The following is an 18,744-nucleotide window of genomic DNA, read 5'->3' as shown; positions in this document are numbered from 1 at the left end:
CTGAGGAGGCTGTTGCGAAAAGCCCGGGCGTCCGCACCCCGCAGGGAGCGGACGCCCGGGCGTCGTTATGTCACCGCACCGGAAGCGGGGGCGCGTCATGTGGGACGAACTTCCATCCAATCGGATGGTTTTTGTCAACTTTGCTCGGTAAGTGGGGAGTTAGACAACAAGCCCCCCAAGCCGGTACCGCAGCCGCAGTCCCCGTCCCCGTCCTCACCGATGTCGCCCGACGGTCCAAGACGTCCTCAGCAGACGTTCGAAGAAGACAGAGGTGTTCAGTGATCCGTGTGTGCGCCAGGTCCGCACTGGCTCTCGTCCTGATGCTCATCTCGATGGCCGCCGCGCCGACGTCGTCGGCGGCCGCACGTCAGACCCTGACCGTGCTGACCTACAACATCCACCACGGCGAGGGCGGCGACGACGCCCTCGCCCTCGACCGGGTGGCCCGCGTCGTGAAGGACAGCGGCGCCGACGTCATCGGCCTCCAGGAGGTCGACCGGCACTACGACGCGCGCAGCGACTTCGTGGACCAGGCGGCCTGGCTCGCCGACCGCCTCGGCATGCACGTGGTCTACGGGGCCAACCTCAACCTCGGCCCGCCGCGGTCCGGGGCGCCACGGCGCGAGTACGGGACCGCGATCCTGTCGCGTTTCCCCGTCGTCGAGGCCCACAACACCCGGCTGCCCCGCCCGCGCGGGGGCGAGCAACGCGGCCTGCTGGAGGCCGACATCAACGTGGACGGCACGGCGGTGCGCGTCCTGACCACCCACCTGGAGCACACCTCGCAGACAGAGCGCCTCGCCCAGGCCGGCGCGATCAACAGCGTCATCGAGGGCTCCAGCCGTCCCACCGTACTGGTGGGCGACCTCAACGCCACTCCGGGCACCCGCGAGGTCCGCGTCCTGACCCGGCACCTCCGCGACGCGTGGCGCGCGGTCGGGCAGGGCGCCGGCTACACCTTCGACGCCCGCAGCCCGCGCAAGCGCATCGACTACGTACTCACCTCGTCCGGCATCGTCGCCCAGCAGGCGGACGTCATCGAGAGCGACGCCTCCGACCACCTGCCGGTGAGCGTCGACGTCACCCTTCCCTAGGGCATGGCCGCCGCGGCGGCGACGAGCCGCTCCAGGGCGCGCGGATCGCTGTCGCCGTGCGGTTTGCACCGGGACTCTTAGAACCCTCTTATGGTTCACGACTATTCACGACGCATGAGATCAATTTCCTCGTCCCAGAGCGGGACGCACAGCCGGACCGACGGCCGGACCCCCGGCCGCACCCGGGGCCGCGCCGCCGTGCACGGCCTCGCCGTCACCCTCGCCCTCGCCGCGCTCGCCGGGTGCACCTCCGCGGCCGGCGCCGAGGCCCCCGCCACCCGTACCGGGAACGGCGAGGTCTCCGTTCCCGTCCGGGGCGGCACCGCCGTCATCGACACCGCGTCACTCGCCGTACGGGCGCGCCCGGCGTCCGGGGGAGAGCTGGAGCTGTCCGCCCCGGCCGCGACCGACCTCGGCCGGCCGGGCCCGGTCACCGAGATCCGCGGGGGAGCCCGCTGGACGTACCCCGCCAAGGAGCTGACGGTCACGGCCGTCGCGGAACACGGGCGGCTGCGCGTGAGCATGGCCGCGCGGCGGGACGGGGAGGTGCGGTGGCCGGTCACCGGCAGCGACGCGTCCGCCTCCGACCTGCAGCTCCCGCGCGGCGAGGGTCTGAACATCCCCGTGCGCGACGCGTTCTGGAGCGCGCCCGAGCGTGGACTCACCGGTGAGCCGATGGACCTGGGCTCCGGCGCCCTCACCATGCCGATGTGGGGCTATACGTACGGCAAGCGCGGCGCGAGCTATCTCGTCCCCACCGACATCGGCACCTCACTCGGGTTCGCCTCCGACCACGGCCGGCTGCGCGGCACGGCCACCCACACCTTCGACGGGGGCGAGGACACCCGTTCGTACACCGTCACCTTCGCCCTCACCGACGGGAACCCGGTCGCCCCCGCCGTCGACTACCGCGACTGGCTCTCCGAGCACGGACGCCTCGGCAGTCTGCGCGACAAGATCAAGGCCAATCCGGCCGACGGCAAACTGCTCGGCGCCTTCCACGCCTATCTGTGGGGCGACGCGCGTACGCCGCAGGGCATGGCGGAGCTGCGCAAGCTGGGCGTGAGCCGGATGTGGCTCGGCTACGACGCCGGAAACGACCCCATGAGCGCCGAGGCCGTGAGCGCCGCCAGGAAGAACGGCTACCTCGTCGGGCCGTACGACTCCTTCGCCAACGGGCAGGACGCCGCCACCGCCGACTCGCCGAGCTCGGCGTGGCCCGGCCGCGTCTACCCCGACTACTGCGTGATCGACGCGAAGGGCAAGCCGGAGACGGGGTTCGGCAACCGGGGCTGCTACCTCAGCTCGCAGGCGTTCGAGCAGGCCGAGCCGCGCGAGCACTACCTCGCCGACCGCACGCGCCGGACGGTCGCCAACGGATCCGACAGCTACTTCCTCGACGTCGACGCGGCCGGAGACCTCTTCCGGGACCACAGCCCCCGGCACCGGATGACCAAGGCCCAGGACCGTGCCCACCGCCTCGCCCGGATGAAGCGCCTCCAGGACGGCGGGCTCGTCCTCGGCTCCGAGTCGGCCGGAGCGTGGGCCAACCAGGTCGTCGCCTTCAACCACGGCTCGGCCACCCCGGTCGGCAACGGCCTGTGGGCGCTGCAGCGCACCAAGGAGGTGTGGGGCGGATACGCACCGGAGAAGGCGCCGAAGACCTTCTTCAAGCCGGTCGACCTGCCCACCGACCTCGCCCGGGAGATGTACGACCCCAAGTACCGCATCCCGCTGTACGAGACCGCCCTGCACGGCTCAGTGGTCAACGTCGAGCGCTGGGAGCTGTCCTTCGGCAAACTGCCGCAGCAGAAGCAGACCCGCGCGATGCTGGCGATGCTCTACAACATCCCGCTGAACTACGTCCTCGACGGGCCGACCCTGAAGCAGGACGGGCCCGAACTGGCAGCCCTGCAGAGGTACTTCGCCCCGCTCCACGAGAAGGCCGGCACGCAGCGGCTGACGTCCTTCCGCTGGCTGACCGCCGACCGCGCCGTGCAGCGCACCGTCTTCGGGGACGGCGTGCTGACCGTCACCGCCAACTTCGGCGCGACCGCGTCCCACGGTGTCCCGGCCGGCTGCGTGAGCGCGAAGCTCAAGGGCGACGGGCAGCCGAGGGTGCTGTGCCCGAAGAAGGTGATCCGCTGACCCTCTGACACACCCTGCGGTATGGCAGCCCATCACAGCGGCAAGTGGCGGACATAAGGTGAGAGTTGATGAGCAATCAGCTCAGGCTCAGGTGGATGAGCGACGAGATCGCCGCTCACTTCGCCGGTTTCGTCAGCGGAAGAACCCGGACGTCGGCGCCGGCAGGCCCGAACGGAACGGCATGATCACCCGTTCCAGGCTCCGCTGGATCTGCTCGGCCTCCCGGCGCACGTCGCCAGGGACGTCACCCCGTTCCCGTATGAGCTGGGCGTAGATCGGTACGTCACTGTCGCTGTTCACCGCGCGCTGTCCCTCCTGGCCGCCGGCGAGTCCCGCCGGCGGCACGATTTTAGGCGGTGCGGAAGGGCGGTTGAGCACCGCGGTCGCTCACACGGCCGCGACGGCGCTCGTCGTGGTGCCCAGCGGGGCCCATTCGGGGCGTGGCCGGTCCACCGGGGGACGGTCGGCCCGTCGGCTGCGTCGCACCGGCCTCCAGAGGTCGCCCCCGGGGTGGGGCCTGCCCCCAGCAAGGCGCCAACCCCCGGGACGCGGTCTCGCATGCGCCCGGCGCCACCGGTGGCACGGGCGCCGGGCCGCCGCGGCGGTGAGCTATGTTTTGAACACACATGGCATGAGAAGGAGGCCCGCCGGTGTCATCGGGGCAGAAGGCACGCGCCCAGGCGGCCGCGATCACGCCGAGCGGGCAGGCATCGGACCACGAGCGCCCCGCGGCGGACCGGGTGCGCGCCCTCTTCGACGGCCACCGCCTCTCCCCGGGGCAGCGGCGCATCGCCCAGTACCTGATCGATCACCTCACCGAGGCCGTGTTCCTCTCGATCACCGAGCTCGCGGAGCGGGCCGGGGTGAGCCAGCCGTCCGTGACCCGCTTCGCCGTCTCCCTCGGGTACAGCGGCTATCCCGCCCTGCGGGACGTGCTCCAGCCGATCGCCCTGAGCGCGGTCGCGGGGTCGCCGGAGACCCGCGAGGAGATCCGGCACAACGAGCTGCAGGCGGCGGTGGACGCCGAGATCGAGAACCTGGAGAACGTGCGCAGGCTGGTCGCCAACACCAACCAGGTGCTGGAGATCGGCCGCGAACTGGCCCACTCGGTGCCGCTGACCGTCCTCGGACTGCGGATCTCCGTCTCCCTCGCGGAGTACTTCGCGTACGCGGCCCGGCGCATCCACCCCGATGTGCGGCTGGTGACGCGCGGCGGCAGCGTCGCCTACGACGCGCTGCTGCAGTCCCGCTCGGCGGGCGGCACCTGGGTGCTGGCCTTCGCCATGCCCCGGCACGCCAAGGAGACCCTGGCCGCGCTGCGGGCGGCCCGCAGTGCGGGGCTGCGCATCGCGCTGATCACGGACACCACGCTGGGGCCGCTGGTCGACGAGGCCGATGTGGCCCTGACCGCGGGCACCGGGTCCCGGCTGGTCTTCGACTCGTACGCGGCACCGAGCATGCTCGCCGCGGCTCTCCTCCAGGCGATGGCGGACGCCGATCCGGAGCGGACACAGGCGCGGCTCGAGGAGTACGAGCAGGCCGCTGACCAGCACGGTTTCTTCCTCTAGGTCCCGATTCGCCCGCCGGGCTCCCCGGGATCTTCACACCTTACGGGTGCATGAATTTTTTCATACCCTTGTTTACTCAACGGTATATATGTTTACTGAGGCGGTGGCGATCCCCCCGATCCCCCAGATGCCAAGGAAGGCGCTTCCCCACGCCCTCCCAGAGCGGACAGCCGACGTGACGCCCCCCTCCTCGCGTCAGCCGGAGGTCCGATCCAGGCTTTCGGATCCGGGCGGACGCCCACGGGCGGCCCTGGCCAACCCCTAGGCCGGGGCCGCCCCCTCCCACCTCTCGATCAGAGTTCGACAACTTCGGAAGCGACGAGAATGCCCCACACGGCCCCCACCATCGCGCTCAGCCCGGACTGGCCCTGTCAGGTCAAGGAACCCGGCACGCGGGACTGGGAACGCACCGCCACCCGCTGGCTGCGCGACCTGCTGCCGGCCCGCTACGCCGGCTACTCCCCGCTGACCCGCCACCACGTCATCCTCGCCCGGCACGCACAGCTCCAGCTCCAGCACGAGATGCGCGCGGTCCGGGTGGCCCTCCAGACCAGCCGCGCCGAGCTGCCCACGCTGGGCGTGGCGGAGGCGGTCATCGAGAACACCATCCGGATGTACGCGACGGAACTGGACCAGCTCGGCCGCCTCGCCCGCGGGGTGCGCCTGGTGACGGACGCGTTGGCGGGCGACCACCCGGCCCACCGCAGGCCGTAGCTCCCGGCCGGGCTCCCGCCCCGGTGGCGTGCGCATGCCCGCACTCCGGGTGGCGTACCCGGGGCACCCCGCCCGCACCCGGCGTTGTCAGTGGTGGATGGCACGCTGGCGGGTATGGACGAGCTGATACGGCGCCGGGTCTACGGGGCCGACCACGACGATCCGGACCCCGGGCCGCGACCGGGGCGTGTCTACCGCGAGTTGGTGGCGGGCCCGCTGGACGGGCTGCTGCTCGACGTCACCGGCTGGACCGACGGGCAGCTGCGCGAAGGCGCCGCGCTCGCCACGGAGATCGGCTCCCACGGTCCGGGCGGCCGCGCCTGGTACGGCCCGAGGCCAGGGGATCCGCGGCACTGGGACTGGGCGGGCGACACGCCCTGACCGCGTGAGGCCCGCCGGGGCGTCAGGAGCCCTGCTGTCCCGGCCCGCGCACGATCAGCCGGGTCAGCAGCACCACGGACCGGGGCGCCGAGCGGTCGCCGTCGATCCGGGAGAACAGCAGATGGGCGGCGGTGGCGCCGAGCGCGACCGGATCCTGGCTGACCACGCTGAGCGGGGGGCTGAGTCGGTCGGCGAGCGGGAAGTCGTCGAAGCCGACGACGGCGACGCGGTCGGCGGGCCCGAGCGTGCCCATCACCCCCATGGTGATCACGTCGTTGGTGGTGAACAGCGCGGTGGGCGGCCGGTCCAGGGCTCGCAGCGCGGCCAGCGCCGCCGCCGCGTCCGCCCGGCTGCGCAGATCGTGCCGTACGAGCGCGGGGTCCTCGGACATGCCGTGCGCGGCCAGCGCGTCGAGGTAGCCGGCGTGGCGCTCGCGCTGGGTCCAGATGCCGAACCGGTCGCCGAGGTAGGCGATACGGGTGTGGCCCTGCGTGAGCAGATGGCGTACGGCCCGCTCCGCGCCCGCGCGGTTGTCGACCGTGACGGTGTCGACGGCCAGGCCCTTGGCGGGCCGGTCCACGCAGACGACGCGCGTGCCGCCCTCCATCGGCTGTTTGAGGAAGCCGTGGCCGCCGATGGTGGGGACCAGCAGGAGGCCGTCCACCTGGCGGGCGGTGAAGGCCGCTATGACCTCGCGTTCGCGGCGCGGCTCGTCGTTGGTGCTGCCGACGAGGACGAGACAGCCGCGCCGGTGCGCCTCGTCCTCCACCGATCGGGCCATCAGCGCGTAGAACGGGTTGGCCAGGTCGTCGACGACGAGCCCGATCGTGGACGTGCCGGGGCTCTTGCGCCGTAGGTTGCGGGCGTTGTCGTTGCGCTGGTATCCCAACTGCCGTACGGCCTGCTCGACTCGGGCGGCCGTCCCGGGGGAGACGCCCGGCTCGCCCGAGACCGCCCGCGACACGGTCATGGGGCTTACCCCGGCGGCGCGGGCCACGTCCTTCATCGTCGGGCGCTTCACGGGCCTCCTCAGCGGCTGATCCCCCTTGGGGGCGGGCACGGCGATACGTCGATGATTGCAGAAGGCGCCGCATGTCAGGCCGGATGAGGGGACCTTGGTGCGGCTGGTGCGGCCTGGGCTTCGGCGCGCGCCCGGCTTGGTAACGTTCCCATCCTCAATGGCCGGATCGGGGCTCGTTCACGTCCCGGGCCCTTGACGAGTCGTCAGGAACACCTCAACAATCCTGAGTTGACTGGTAACGTTCACACGCCCACCCCTCACCCGCACTCCGAGCATCCCCGTCCCCGAGGCAGCCCGCCGGACGGCGAGCGGGCCTCCGCGAGAAGGTGGTCCCCCCTCGTGCTCCGATCCGTGCACCCTTCCAGATCCCCGCTCCGCTCCCGGTACGCGGCGGCGTTGAGCGTCCTCGCCCTGGCCGCCTCGGGCCTCGTCGGCCTCGCCTCGGCGCCTGCCGCCCACGCGGCGGTGCTGCCGCTGACCCAGTACGTCGACCCATTCATCGGCACCGACGACAGCAATGCCCCCAACCCCGTGCCGGGCGGCGCCGGGGGCAGCACCTACCCCGGCGCCGTAGTGCCCTTCGGCGGCGTGCAGTTCGGCCCGGACACCCCCACCGCCTCCCCGTCCGGCTACCGCTACAAGGACGCCTCCGTCGAGGACTTCAGCCTCAGCCACTTCGACGGCGCCGGGTGCGCCAACAACGAGGACCTGCCGCTGCTGCCGGTCACCGGAGCACTCGGCACCTCACCGGGCTCCAACTGGACCGGCTACGCGTCCGGCTACGCCAAGGCGAACGAGGTGGCCCGGCCCGGCTACTACAAGACCCGCCTGGACCGCTACGCCACCGACGTCGAACTGTCCGCGACCACCCGCACCGGAATGGGCAAGCTGACCTACCCCGCCTCCAATGCCTCCCGTCTGCTGGTCGCCACGGGCCGCAGCGCGACCGGCAGCCGCGCCGGAACCGTGCACGTCAGCGGCGACGAGCTGACGGGCAGCGTGACCGCCGGCGGGTTCTGCGGCTCGTCCAAGACGTACCAGATCTACTTCGACATCCGCTTCGACCGGACCCCGACCGGCTTCGGCACCTGGTCGGGCGCCACCGTCACGGACGGCTCGGCGAACGCGTCGGGCACCAACACCGGCGCGTACGTCACCTTCGACACCACCGGCAACACCACGGTCCAGTTCAAGGTGGGCCTGTCGTACGTGAGCGTCGCGGGCGCCCAGGCCAATGTGGCGGCGGAGAACGGCGGCTGGGACTTCGGCGCGGTCCGTACGGCGGCCGACGGCTCCTGGAACCAGATGCTCAACCGGCTCCAGGTCTCCGGCGGCAGCACCGCGGAGCGGCAGAAGTTCTACACCTCGCTCTACCACGTCCTGCAGAGCCCCAACGTCTCCAGCGATGTGAACGGCGACTACCGGGGCTTCGACAACGCCGTGCACCACTCGGCCCGGCCGGTGTACCAGAACTACTCCGGCTGGGACATCTACCGCTCCTGGGCGGCGCTGATAGGGCTGATCGCGCCCACCGAGGCCAGTGACATCGCCAAGTCGATGGTCCTGGACGGACAGCAGGGCGGGCTGCTGCCGAAGTGGTCGCAGCAGACCAACGAGGACTTCGTGATGACGGGCGACCCGGGTCCGATCATCGTCGCCAGTCTGTACGCGTTCGGGGCGCGCGACTTCGACACGAGCGCGGCGCTCGCCCTGATGGAGAAGGCGTCCAACGGCGGCACCGCCCAGGGCAGCGCGATCCGTGGCCGCCAGTCGACGTACACGAACCTGCACTATCTCGACGACCCCTCCGACTCGCTCGAGTACTCCGCGTCCGACTTCGCGGTCGCCCAGTTCGCCAAGGCGCTCGGCAACACCTCCAGTTACACCACCCACATGAGCCGCGCGCAGTGGTGGCGCAACACGTTCAGCCAGGAGTCGTCCTACGTGCAGCAGCGCAGGACCGACGGCTCCTGGACCTGGCCGCTCGACCCGGCGAGCCAGTCCACCTTCACCGAGGGCAACGCCTCCCAGTACACCTGGATGGTCCCGTACGACTTCGCCGACCTGATCAACTCGATGGGTGGCCGGCAGACCGCCGTGCAGCGCCTGGACCACCACTTCACCGAGGTCAACGCCGGTCAGAGCAGGCCCTACTACTACATCGGCAACGAGCCCGAGCACGGTGTGCCGTGGGCGTACAACTACGCCCGCCACCCGGCCGGTGCCTCGGACGCGGTCCGCAAGGTGATGGCCGAGTCCTTCACCACCGGCGCGGGCGGCCTGCCCGGCAACGACGACCTCGGCGCCACCTCCGCCTGGTACGTGTGGGCGGCGCTCGGCATGTATCCGGCCACGCCCGGCGCGGACACGCTCGCGCTGCACGGCCCGCAGTTCCCCTCCGTCCTCATCCAGCGCGCGGCCGGCAACATCACCATCAACACCTCCGGCTCCGGTCCGTATGTGCAGGGGCTCGGTGTCAACGGCAGTCCCACCAGCCACAGCTATCTGCGCTATCCGGACCTCGCGGCCGGTGCCACCCTCACGTACACCATGGGCACGGCCCCCAGCGCCACTTGGGGCACCGGCGCCTTGGACGTGCCGCCCTCCTTCCAGGACGGTGCCACTCCCGTACCGGCCGCGCCCGAGCTCGGCGCCGACCTCGCCCGGGGCGCGGCGGCGACCGGATCGGCGGTGTGCGCCGCGACTGAGTCGCCCGACAAGGCGGTGGACGGCTCGCTCAAGAACAACAGCAAGTGGTGCTCGGCCGCGAGCAGCCCCTCGCTCCGGGTGGATCTCGGATCGGCCAGGACCGTGTCGTCGTTCGTCGTCAAGCACGCCGGTCTCGGCGGTGAGAACACCGGCTGGAACACCGGTGGCTTCCAGATCCAGATCAGCGCCGACGGCTCCTCGTGGACCACGGCGGCCACGGTCACCGGCTCGCGCTCCAGCCGCACCTACCACCCCGTCTCCGCCCGCACGGCCCGCTACGTCCGGCTGATGATCACAAGCCCGGCCAACACGTCGAACAGCGCGGCCCGTATCTACGAGCTGGAGGTGTACGGCACCTGACGCACGGGCCCGGCCCGGGCGGGGAGTTGGCGGGCGGCGGCCGCCGGCACGAGGAGGGCGGCCACGGCCGTGGCCGCCCCGAGCCGGGCACGGGTGGGCGTGTCGTACGCGATCCTCATGACACCGAGGGCAGGGGGATGTCTCGCCCCTCCACCGCCGAAAGCGGAGATGTGTCAGAGGACCGCGACGGGTGCGCCGCGCTCGAAGTCCGCGACGACGACGCCGCCTTCCTTGGTGTCGTCGTTGATGAAGACGATCGACTCGATGGGTACCTTCCGTTCGTCGCTCAGCGCCGCCACCAGCTCCTGTGTCACGACCGTCTCCAGGACGACCCGGGCGCTCGGCGCGGTGTCGGGCAGCCGGACGACGGCGAGGTTCTCGGACTCCTCGACCCGCGCGGTCGTCACCAGCAGGGTCAGATGGCCCGCGGCGGACAGGGAGCGGGCGAGCGCGACCTCGCGGCCGCAGCCGAAGACCAGGTGCAGCGTGTTGCCCGCCGACTCCATTTCGCCGTGCAGGTAGTTGCGGGTGACCGAGGCCGCCGCCGGCATCCGGGGCACCTCGCGCAGCAGCAGCGCCGCCTCCTCGGCGGCGACCCGGGAGGCCCCGGAGGCGACGCAGTCGGCGGCGGCGCACCGCGCGGCGCGGACCCGCAGCGAGGCGACGGCGTGGGCCGCGCGAGTCCGTACGGTCCGGGCCTGTTCGGCGACGCCGTCCCAGGCGTCCCCCGCGCGGCCCGCGATCACCCCGGCGATCAGGTCGAGGGCGACGACCGTACCGGTGAAGCCGACCGTGGAGGCGCAGGAGTCGGGCTCGTTGCCCAGGTCGACGGTGAGCCCGGCGAGGGCGCCGAGGGAGGAGGGGGTGACGTTGAGGACGGCGAGGGTGGGAACGTCGCGCGCCGCGCGGAACGCCGCGATCGTCTCGGAGCTGCGGCCGCTCTGCGACACGCCGATGAGCAGATCGGTCTCGAAGCCGGCCAGGCCGTCCTCGATCTCGCTGGCGAGGACCCGCTGGGCCGGTACACCGTGGCCGCGCAGCACCTCGACGGGCAGGGCGAGGGCCGCGTACGAGGCACCGATGCCGGCGAGGAGCGGGCGCTCGACGCCCCGCAGCCGGTCACCGACGGGACCGTCCAACTGCCGCCGCACATGGGCGATCACGCGCTCCAGAGCCTGCGGCTGGCCGGCCTGGCCGTCGAGGAAGGTGATTCGCGTTCCGGACATGAGGAGTCCTTTCGTGCGCCCCGGCGTGACGGCGGGAGCGCGGAGCGGGGGACAGAAGGCGGACGAACCGGGCGCGTAGGACGTTGAAGGCAGGATCATCCTGCGAAGTGGCGACCGGGGGAATGGCGCCCGGGGAGCGCACGGTGGCGGACGTGTCCGCCGTGACCACAGGCGCCTCATCCGCAACGACGGCGCGCCGGGGTCCACGGCGCTCGGCGCCGTGTGACCGCCGTCCGGCCGGGTGCCAGGTGTCCGCCACGTACACGGGCCGTCCCCCGCTCCGAAGAGGCGGGGGACGGCCCGGAAGGTCAGGCGCGGACGGCCGGCGTCAGATGAGGTCCATCGCGGCCACCTCGTCCGGGCTGCCGTAGCTGACCGGGCCCTGGAAGCGGCGGCGGGCGGTGGCGAACCACCACAGGGTGGCGATGAACAGCACCGCACCCAGCGCGATCGGCGCGTAGTTGAACGAGGTGGTGGTGATCGGCGAGGTCTGCGGCAGCATGAACAGCACGCTGCTGATCACGATCCAGGCCACGGCGATCGCCGCCACGGGCTTGCCCCACCGGCCCAGGTTCCACGGGCCGGGCTCGAAGTCGTCCAGGCGCAGCCGCAGGAAGATGGGCACCCCGTAGGCGAGGTAGAGCCCGACGACGTTGACGCTGACGATGGCGGTGAAGGTGGTGTGCGACCACCAGCCGGGGATGATGAGCACCAGCGAGCAGGCCGCGGCGAGCCACACGGCCTTGACCGGGGTGCGGGTGCGCAGCGAGACCGAATGCCACCAGCGCGAGCCGGGCATCGCCCCGTCGCGCGAGAAGGCGAAGATCTGGCGGGTGTTGCTGGTCATGTTGGCGAGGCCGCAGAAGAGCATGGCGCCGATCACGATCAGCAGGAGCAGCTTGGCGGTGCCCATGCCGAGCGCGTCGACGAGGATCTGCACCGGCGGGGCCGCCGCGCTCGCCTCGCCCGCGTAGTCGCGGATCGCGTACACCAGGGCGAGCATCAGGACCAGTCCGGCGAGCGCCGAGTAGATGATCGCGCGCATGATGCCCTTGGGCGTGTTGACCGTGGCCTTCACGGTCTCCTCGGACATGTGGAAGCTGCCGTCGAAGCCGGTGAACGTCCAGCTGGTCACCAGCAGCCCGAGCATCGCCGCGTACAGGCCGTTGTTGAAGCCGGTGGTGTTGACGAAGTGGTTGGCGAACGACGCGGACTGGTGGTGCGAGGGCTTGAAGGTCAGGGCGGCGACGATGACCACCATGCCGACCAGCAGCCACCACACGGAGATCCGGTTCACCACGGCCACCAGCTGGACGGTGTACGTGTTGGCCAGCGCCTGCACCACCAGGATCACCGCGGCGATGCCGACGGTCTGCTGGGGAGTGGGGTCGTAGGACGGCCACTGCATCGAGACGAACGCCTGGATGAACGTCGCGGCCGCGTAGTTGGTGGCGGCCGTGCCGCCCACCTGGCCGACGAAGTTCAGCCACCCCGTGTACCAGGACCAGGCGCCGCGGTGCCGTTTGGCGAGCTTGCCGGCGGAGAAGTACAGGGCGCCGCTGGTCGGGTAGGCGGAGGCGATCTCGCCCATCGCCGCGCCGACGAACAGCACCATCACCGACACGCCGATCCAGCCGAAGATGAGGATGCGCGGTCCGCCGGCGCCCATTCCGAATCCGAAGGCGGAGAATATGCCGGAGATGATGTTGATGATCGTAAAAGATATCGCGAAATTGTCGAACGCGTGGAATCTGCGGGTGAGTTTCCGCGGGTAGCCCATCGCGTGCAGCGTCGCGTCGTCGTCGAGGGCGACGGGTGCTTCGCGGTGCGGGGCTTTCGAGCGGAGCGGGGACGTGCGCTCGGACACTGTGGCAGCCTTTCCGGGGTGGGGGTGGACAGGACGCGTCGAGTCTCGTACGGATGCCGCGCGGCCGGACGGCCGTTTGGGTGGATCAGGCCGGGCCGGGGGTCGGAAGTCCGCAGGACCGCCTGGCCCTGGTCAGCCGCTCCTCGGGGTCGCCGAACGCGCTCCAGGGCATGCGGGAGGCGTAGGGCCCCATGGCCGTGAGTACTTCCCGGGCCTCGAACTCGCGCTTCGCCATGTACAGCGCGTGCGCCAGATACGCCAGGTCCAGGACCGGGGTGAAGCGGTAACGGGCCGTGTGGGGAAACCAGTTCTGGTAAATGCCCAGCGCCGTCGCCGTCCACTGCGGCTGCAGCCAGGTGCTGTCGGCGAGCAGCGCGGACGGATCGTAGTCCTCGACCAACGCGACCAGTGGCAGCAGTCGTAGCGCCGAGTTGAGCGGGGCGCGGTGGCTGAGGAAGGAGGCGACGTCCCAGCGGGCGCTCGCCGAACCGCCGTGGCGGGTGAAGAAGAAGGCCAGGAACCGGTGGTGGGCCTCGCGGTTCCAGGGGTCCAGCCGCAGGATGTGGGAGAAGAGCTGCCAGGGTCCCGGCGGCGCGGTCAACAGCCCTTTGGGGGCGGGGTCGTGGGAGCGCTCGAAGCGGGCGAGGGCGAGCTGGGCGACCCACGGGGTGGGGTCCTGGGGGAGCAGCTTGGCGGCGCGTCCGCAGGCGGCCGTCGCGATGCGCACCAGTGCGCCGGCTCGGCCGTCCTGGGCGTCGGCCATGCGTAAGGCCCGTACCATCGCGACCCGCGCGGCCAACAGAGCGGCCTCCGCGCTCGGTTCCTCGGCGAGCCAGCGCTCGGCGAGGTCGGAGTCGGCGGCCTCGGACGCGAGCACCAGGGAGCGGTGGGCCCGCACCTCGAATGCGGTGCGTGCGTCCTTGAGGACGTTGTACGCGCTCAGATACCGACCGGCCCTCACGTCCGTGCAGGCTTGCGCCAACTCGCGATCGTCGGCCGCTGGATGCCACACGTACTGCCCCTCGAACGAGCCAGCAGTCACGATCCCCTCTCCATCCCGAAGACGACGCCACCCCGCATGCGCATTCCGGCCATGGCGAATTCGGCCAGGGGATGTAACCCCCTACGCAGGCTCACTGACAGCGAGCCACACCTTACTCATCATTAAGTCGTATCGAAACTCGTCGCCCGGAATATCTGGTTCCTTGTCATTTATGGGCGGGCCGAATGGGGTTGGTCCCGGCCGTGCCGCCGCCTGGTATTTGGTGCTGCGCCGGATCGCGGGTATCCGTACGGCATATTCCTCGCCCGACGACTCCGTTTCGGCCGTGGCCGGATGTCGTTGGCTGGGTTGGCGCGCCGCCTCACGACAGCAGGGAGCGGGTCCGTAACCAGGTCTCCATCTGCTGGAGCGGCTCGTCGATGGTGAGGAAGTTGCTCCGGACGCCCAGCCCGGCCGCCCGGCCGTAGGTGTCGGCCCGCTCCTGTGCCAGCTTCACCAGCCGGATGGGCTCGGCGAATCCGGCCGGATCCTTCGCCTCCATCGCCCCGCGCAGGGCGGCCGCGGCGGCGAGCTTGCGGACCGCCACCTGCCGGCACTCGTCGGCCGTGGTGCACCGGGGGTCCGCCGTGGCCTGGTAGGTCTTGAGCGCCTGGGTGAGGCTCGGCGCCGCGGACGTGGACGGCCTCCCGGGGCCGCCCCCGTTCGCGTCGTCGCACCCGGCCGCCGCCACGGCGAACGCCACAGCCACCGCCAGCGCCGCCCCACGCGTACGTCCCATGCTCTGGAGGATCACACCGGGAGGGGTGTGGAGGGAAGCCGTTGTTCCTGGGAGTTCCGTATCCTGCACGGGAATCAGGGGACCGGCGCCTTGCCGGCCCCGGGGAAACCGATGCCTGGAGTAGGGCTGTTGCTGCATCTGCGTCTGAACGTTCCCGCCGGCCTCACCGACGAGGTGGTGCGGACCCTGGAGGCGACGGTGGGCACCGCCCATCTGGCCGTCGTCCCGGGGGCCTCCCGCAACCCGGCGGGCGATCTGGTGCTGTGCGACGTCGCCCGCGAGGCCGGGGACGAACTCCTCGGCAGCCTGCGCGCCCTCGGCCTCGACCGGTCCGGGGCGATCGCCGTCGAGAACATCGACCTGTCGCTGTCCAAGCGCGCCGAGAAGGCGGAGGCGGAGGCGCCGGGCGAGGGCGTGGACGCGGTGCTGTGGGAACAACTGACGGACGCCACCCACGAGGAGTCGACGCTCACGGTCACCTATGTGGCGTTCCTGGCGATCGCCACGATGCTCGCGGCGTGCGGTGTGATGCTCGACAACGCCATTCTGATCGTGGGCGCGATGGCGGTCGGTCCCGAGTTCGGGCCGCTGGCCGGAATCTCCACGGCGCTCGTCCAGCGCGCGCCCGGCCTGGTGTGGCGGTCGCTGACCGCGCTGGTGGTGGGCTTCGCCGCGGCCATGGTGCTGACGGCCGGGTTCGGCTGGCTCCTGGACCAGGTGGGGCTCTTCGACAAGGCCATGCTGGAGGCGGGCCGTCCGAACACCGCCTTCATCTGGAAGCCGGACTGGATGTCCTTCGTCGTCGCCTTCCTGGCGGGCGTCGCCGGAACCCTCTCGCTCACCTCGGCCAAGTCCGGGGCGCTGATCGGGGTGGCCATCTCGGTGACCACGGTCCCGGCGGCGGCCAACGCCGCCATGGCGTTCAGCTACGAGGAGTACGCCCAGACGTGGGGCTCGACCGAACAGCTCCTCGCCAACCTGGGCGGGATCGTCCTCGCGGGCGTCCTCACCCTGCTCACCCAGAAGTCACTCCTGGCGAGCCTGCGCCGGCGCCGTGGGGCCGCGCGCTGAGGGGCGCCGTGTGGCGCGGGGCGGGGGCCAACCCGTCGCTCCCGCGCCACACGCGACCGGGTCCGGTCAGTTGGTGTCGTTGTGGCCCTTCTTGTCGCCCTTCTCGCCATGGCCGCTGCCGTGCTCACGGTCGTCGTCATGGCCGTAGCAGCGGTCACGGTCGTGGCTGTAGCCGTGGTCGCGGCTGTGCTCGCGGTTGTCGTCACGACCGTGCTCGCGGTTGTCGTCACGACTGTGCTCGCGGTTGTCGTCACGGCCGTGCTCGCGGCCGTGCTCGCGGTCGTCGTCGCGGCCGTAGCCGTAGCCGTGGTTGCGGCCGTGGTCGTCGTCGTCGTGGGCCAGCGCGGTCGCCGCGCCGCCGAAGACGATGCCGACGGCGAGGACGCTCGCGGTGAATGTGGTGCGCAAACGCATGGATGCTCCTGTGGGGGTAGGAGGCGGATCATGACGTCCTGAGCGATCACCGTTACGGGCGGTGGCGAAACCTCCCTTCACCCGACTGCCGGTGCGCGACGTCCGTGTGACGTCCTTCACGTCGATGTGGCGGTACGTGATGAATTCCTTACAGGGGCATTCCGTACAGGTGTGCACAAGGTTCGGGTGTCGTCGCTGCGGGAGGTTCCTCATGAGGCCGTTCACATTGCGCTATACGGTGCCGCATGAGCCGGAGGACCGGGCGGTCGCCTACCGCTTCGACGCGTCACGGCAACTGAACGTGCTGCCCGACGGGCGCCCGGCCGTCGCCGACCGCGCGGTGCTCAGGGCGGCCGGCACCACCGCGTCCACCGCCGGTTCCCAGACGCACTTCGACGACTGACGGCCCGGCAGTCGGATGACGGTTCTCATCCTCACCTGCGAGCAGGACGTCACCACCGACATGGTGGTGACCCATCTGCACCAGCAGGGCGTCCCGCTGGTCCGTCTCGACCCCGCCGATCTGCCCGGCAGGGCGGTGCTGTCCGCCGAGTACGCCCACGGGGACTTCGCCGGGCACCTGTCGGTCGACGGGTTCCTGGTGAGCATGTCGGGGCTGCGTTCGGTCTGGGTGCGCCGGCCGGGGCAGCCCGCCACCCACGCGCCGGAGCCCTCCCAGTGGCTCACCGCCGAGGTCCGGCAGGCGCTGTTCGGCATGCTGTACTCGGCGTCGGCGCGCTGGATGAACCATCCGCGCGACGCCGAACAGGCCCGCCTCAAGCCCTGGCAGCTACGGGTCGCCCACGCCAGCGGGTTCGCCGTGCCGCCGACGGTCGTCACGACGGTTCCGCGGGTGGCGCACCAGTTCGCGCAGGAGTACCGGGACGTGGTGGTCAAGAGCGCCGCCGGGCCGCCGCCGGACGAGCCGCTGATGGCGCTGCCGACCACGCTGATCGGGCCCGACGCGGACTTCTCCAGCGTCCGGGCCGGGCCGGTGCTGCTCCAGCGCTACATACCCAAGAAGGCGGACATTCGGCTGACCTGTGTGGGGGCAGAGCTGTTCGCCGCGCGGAAGGTCTGCGATCCCGACCAGGTGGACGGGCGCTACGACGACAGCGGTCGCCGCTGGGAGCCCACCGGGGTGCCCGGCCGCATCGCCGAGTCGGTGCACGCGTACACCCACCGCACCGGGCTCGCCTACGCGGCGTTCGACTTCGCCGAGGACGCGGACGGGGTGTGGTGGTTCCTGGAGGGCAACCAGGGCGGCCAGTTCGGCTTCGTCGAGCTCGACACGGGCCAGCCGATAGCCGCGGCGGTCGCCGACTGGCTGGCTCAGTGAACCGCGGCGGGGCACGGCCGCGCCCTCAGGTGTCCGAGGACTGGAGCTCGTGCCGCTCGTACGGCGGGTGCAGCTCCGGGTGGGTGTCCCACCAGGCGCGGTGGAAGGCGTTGTTGTCCACATTGGACAGATACGCGCAGACCGCCGCGCGGTAGAGCAGCTCTGCCTGCCGGGCCGGGACGGCCGAGCCGTTCCAGGCCAGCCGGATGCGTCCGGTGAGCGGGGCGCCGACGAGGGGGCGTATCACGGTTCCCTCCGCCCCCGGCGCGGTCGGCTGGCTCAGGGCGACGGCGCGGCCCCCGGCGATCAACGCGTACTGCATCTTGCGGTCCGCGATCCGGTGCCGCAGCCGGGGCGCGAACCCGGCGCGCGCGCACGCCTCGGCGAAGGCCTCCGGGCCGCCGTCGTCGTCCTCCACGAGGCTCATCCACGCCTCGTCGGCCAGGTCGGCCAGCTCGATGCACTCCCGCCCGGCCAGCGGGTGGTGGGCGGGCATCCGGACGGAGAACGGTTCCTCCGGGATCAGCGTCCTGGCCAGGACCCCTTCGGGGAGCGGGACTTCGTGGTCGTTCACCTCCCCGTACACGATGGCGTCATAGCGTCCGGCGCCGAGCATCCGGGTCAGCGCGGTCACCGAGTGCTCCAGGTCCACGGTGATCTCCTGACCGGAGAGCGAGAGGCCGGTCTGCTCCAGCAGCCCGTCCACCAGGACCAGCAGGATGCAGCCGAGCCGCAGCGGGGCGTCGGTGGCGACCGCGCGCGCCCGGGTGCCCAGCGCGTCCATCTCACTGAGCACCCGGCGCGCCCTGGCCAGGACGAACCGGCCCAGCGGGGTCGGCTCCGTGCCGGTGCGGCTGCGGACGAACAGATCGCCCCCGGTGACCCGCTCGATGCGGCGCAACTGGGCGGAGAGCGAGGGCTGGGAGACCCCGAGCCGGCGGGCGGCGCGGCCCAGACTGCCGGCTTCCGCGATCTGGCAGACGGCCTGTAAGTGCCTCAGCTCCAGCTGCATAGCGCCGAGCGTACGCAGGGTCCCCCCGACGCACCATAA

The 18,744-nt window shown here is 71.5% G+C and carries 18 protein-coding genes; 9 read left to right on the top strand and 9 right to left on the bottom strand.

The genetic code is table 11. The annotated features are described in order from the left end of the window. Positions 1 to 287 precede the first annotated feature (287 nt). Together AB0G17_RS23305 and AB0G17_RS23300 are read left to right on the top strand one after the other, a co-directional pair. Positions 288 to 1,094 carry an endonuclease/exonuclease/phosphatase family protein gene (locus AB0G17_RS23305; protein WP_361385953.1) on the top strand — a complete coding sequence of 269 codons (807 nt, stop codon included), beginning with the start codon at positions 288 to 290 and terminating at the stop codon, positions 1,092 to 1,094. Positions 1,095 to 1,208: 114 nt separating this feature from the next. Next, positions 1,209 to 3,242, top strand: a complete 2,034-nt coding sequence (locus tag AB0G17_RS23300) for a glycoside hydrolase (protein ID WP_361385950.1) — start codon at positions 1,209 to 1,211, stop codon at positions 3,240 to 3,242. A gap of 132 nt (positions 3,243 to 3,374) precedes the next feature. Here AB0G17_RS23300 and AB0G17_RS23295 read toward each other — a convergent pair whose 3' ends face one another. Continuing rightward, positions 3,375 to 3,542 carry a hypothetical protein gene (locus AB0G17_RS23295; protein WP_361385947.1) on the bottom strand — a complete coding sequence of 56 codons (168 nt, stop codon included), beginning with the start codon at positions 3,540 to 3,542 and terminating at the stop codon, positions 3,375 to 3,377. Positions 3,543 to 3,892: 350 nt separating this feature from the next. Between AB0G17_RS23295 and AB0G17_RS23290 the strand changes: the two genes are divergently transcribed. From AB0G17_RS23290 to AB0G17_RS23280, 3 genes are all read left to right on the top strand, one after another. Continuing rightward, a complete protein-coding gene (locus tag AB0G17_RS23290) occupies positions 3,893 to 4,810 on the top strand; it encodes a MurR/RpiR family transcriptional regulator (RefSeq protein ID WP_361385944.1) in 918 nt (305 codons plus the stop codon). A gap of 324 nt (positions 4,811 to 5,134) precedes the next feature. Then, positions 5,135 to 5,524, top strand: a complete 390-nt coding sequence (locus AB0G17_RS23285; protein ID WP_361385941.1) for a hypothetical protein — start codon at positions 5,135 to 5,137, stop codon at positions 5,522 to 5,524. 114 nt (positions 5,525 to 5,638) lie between these two features. After that, entirely contained in the window at positions 5,639 to 5,905 is a 267-nt protein-coding gene (locus tag AB0G17_RS23280) for a hypothetical protein (RefSeq protein ID WP_361385938.1), read from the top strand. Between the two features lie 22 nt (positions 5,906 to 5,927). Here AB0G17_RS23280 and AB0G17_RS23275 read toward each other — a convergent pair whose 3' ends face one another. Further along, complete coding sequence (locus tag AB0G17_RS23275; protein ID WP_361385935.1) at positions 5,928 to 6,926, bottom strand: LacI family DNA-binding transcriptional regulator; 999 nt, start codon at positions 6,924 to 6,926, stop codon at positions 5,928 to 5,930. Between the two features lie 351 nt (positions 6,927 to 7,277). Here AB0G17_RS23275 and AB0G17_RS23270 point away from each other — a divergent pair, with 351 nt between their 5' ends. After that, positions 7,278 to 9,995, top strand: coding sequence for a GH92 family glycosyl hydrolase (locus AB0G17_RS23270; RefSeq protein ID WP_361385932.1), 2,718 nt, complete (start codon positions 7,278 to 7,280; stop codon positions 9,993 to 9,995). Here AB0G17_RS23270 and AB0G17_RS23265 read toward each other — a convergent pair. From AB0G17_RS23265 to AB0G17_RS23245, 5 genes are all read right to left on the bottom strand, one after another. Next, positions 9,968 to 10,114, bottom strand: a complete 147-nt coding sequence (locus AB0G17_RS23265; RefSeq protein WP_361385929.1) for a hypothetical protein — start codon at positions 10,112 to 10,114, stop codon at positions 9,968 to 9,970. The two genes, AB0G17_RS23270 and AB0G17_RS23265, sit on opposite strands and share 28 nt — an antisense overlap. A gap of 54 nt (positions 10,115 to 10,168) precedes the next feature. Further along, the gene (locus tag AB0G17_RS23260) at positions 10,169 to 11,221 is read right to left on the bottom strand and encodes an SIS domain-containing protein (RefSeq protein ID WP_361385926.1); all 1,053 of its coding nucleotides are present in this window, start codon (positions 11,219 to 11,221) and stop codon (positions 10,169 to 10,171) included. Positions 11,222 to 11,549: 328 nt separating this feature from the next. Next, complete coding sequence (locus tag AB0G17_RS23255) at positions 11,550 to 13,001, bottom strand: amino acid permease (protein WP_361386033.1); 1,452 nt, start codon at positions 12,999 to 13,001, stop codon at positions 11,550 to 11,552. Between the two features lie 172 nt (positions 13,002 to 13,173). After that, positions 13,174 to 14,130, bottom strand: coding sequence for a hypothetical protein (locus AB0G17_RS23250; RefSeq protein WP_361385923.1), 957 nt, complete (start codon positions 14,128 to 14,130; stop codon positions 13,174 to 13,176). Between the two features lie 322 nt (positions 14,131 to 14,452). Further along, positions 14,453 to 14,869 carry a hypothetical protein gene (locus tag AB0G17_RS23245; RefSeq protein ID WP_361385920.1) on the bottom strand — a complete coding sequence of 139 codons (417 nt, stop codon included), beginning with the start codon at positions 14,867 to 14,869 and terminating at the stop codon, positions 14,453 to 14,455. 129 nt (positions 14,870 to 14,998) lie between these two features. Between AB0G17_RS23245 and AB0G17_RS23240 the strand changes: the two genes are divergently transcribed. After that, positions 14,999 to 15,940, top strand: coding sequence for a DUF389 domain-containing protein (locus AB0G17_RS23240; RefSeq protein WP_361385917.1), 942 nt, complete (start codon positions 14,999 to 15,001; stop codon positions 15,938 to 15,940). Positions 15,941 to 16,006: 66 nt separating this feature from the next. On the opposite strand, the gene AB0G17_RS23235 is transcribed toward AB0G17_RS23240, so the two are convergent. Continuing rightward, positions 16,007 to 16,354: a hypothetical protein gene (locus AB0G17_RS23235; protein ID WP_361385914.1), complete on the bottom strand. Its 348-nt coding sequence runs from the start codon at positions 16,352 to 16,354 to the stop codon at positions 16,007 to 16,009. A gap of 211 nt (positions 16,355 to 16,565) precedes the next feature. Between AB0G17_RS23235 and tgmA the strand changes: the two genes are divergently transcribed. Together tgmA and tgmB are read left to right on the top strand one after the other, a co-directional pair. Beyond that, positions 16,566 to 16,757, top strand: coding sequence for a putative ATP-grasp-modified RiPP (gene tgmA, locus AB0G17_RS23230; protein ID WP_361385911.1), 192 nt, complete (start codon positions 16,566 to 16,568; stop codon positions 16,755 to 16,757). 15 nt (positions 16,758 to 16,772) lie between these two features. After that, positions 16,773 to 17,693 carry an ATP-grasp ribosomal peptide maturase gene (gene tgmB, locus AB0G17_RS23225; RefSeq protein WP_361385908.1) on the top strand — a complete coding sequence of 307 codons (921 nt, stop codon included), beginning with the start codon at positions 16,773 to 16,775 and terminating at the stop codon, positions 17,691 to 17,693. 25 nt (positions 17,694 to 17,718) lie between these two features. Here the strand turns inward: tgmB and AB0G17_RS23220 are convergent, their stop codons facing one another. Beyond that, complete coding sequence (locus tag AB0G17_RS23220) at positions 17,719 to 18,705, bottom strand: LysR family transcriptional regulator (protein ID WP_361385906.1); 987 nt, start codon at positions 18,703 to 18,705, stop codon at positions 17,719 to 17,721. Between the last annotated feature and the right edge of the window lie 39 nt (positions 18,706 to 18,744).

Source organism: Streptomyces sp. NPDC023838, assembly GCF_040639555.1.
Lineage (GTDB): Bacteria > Actinomycetota > Actinomycetes > Streptomycetales > Streptomycetaceae > Streptomyces.
Note: the sequence above shows the minus strand (reverse complement) of the source record. Positions and strands in the feature narration are given on the sequence as shown.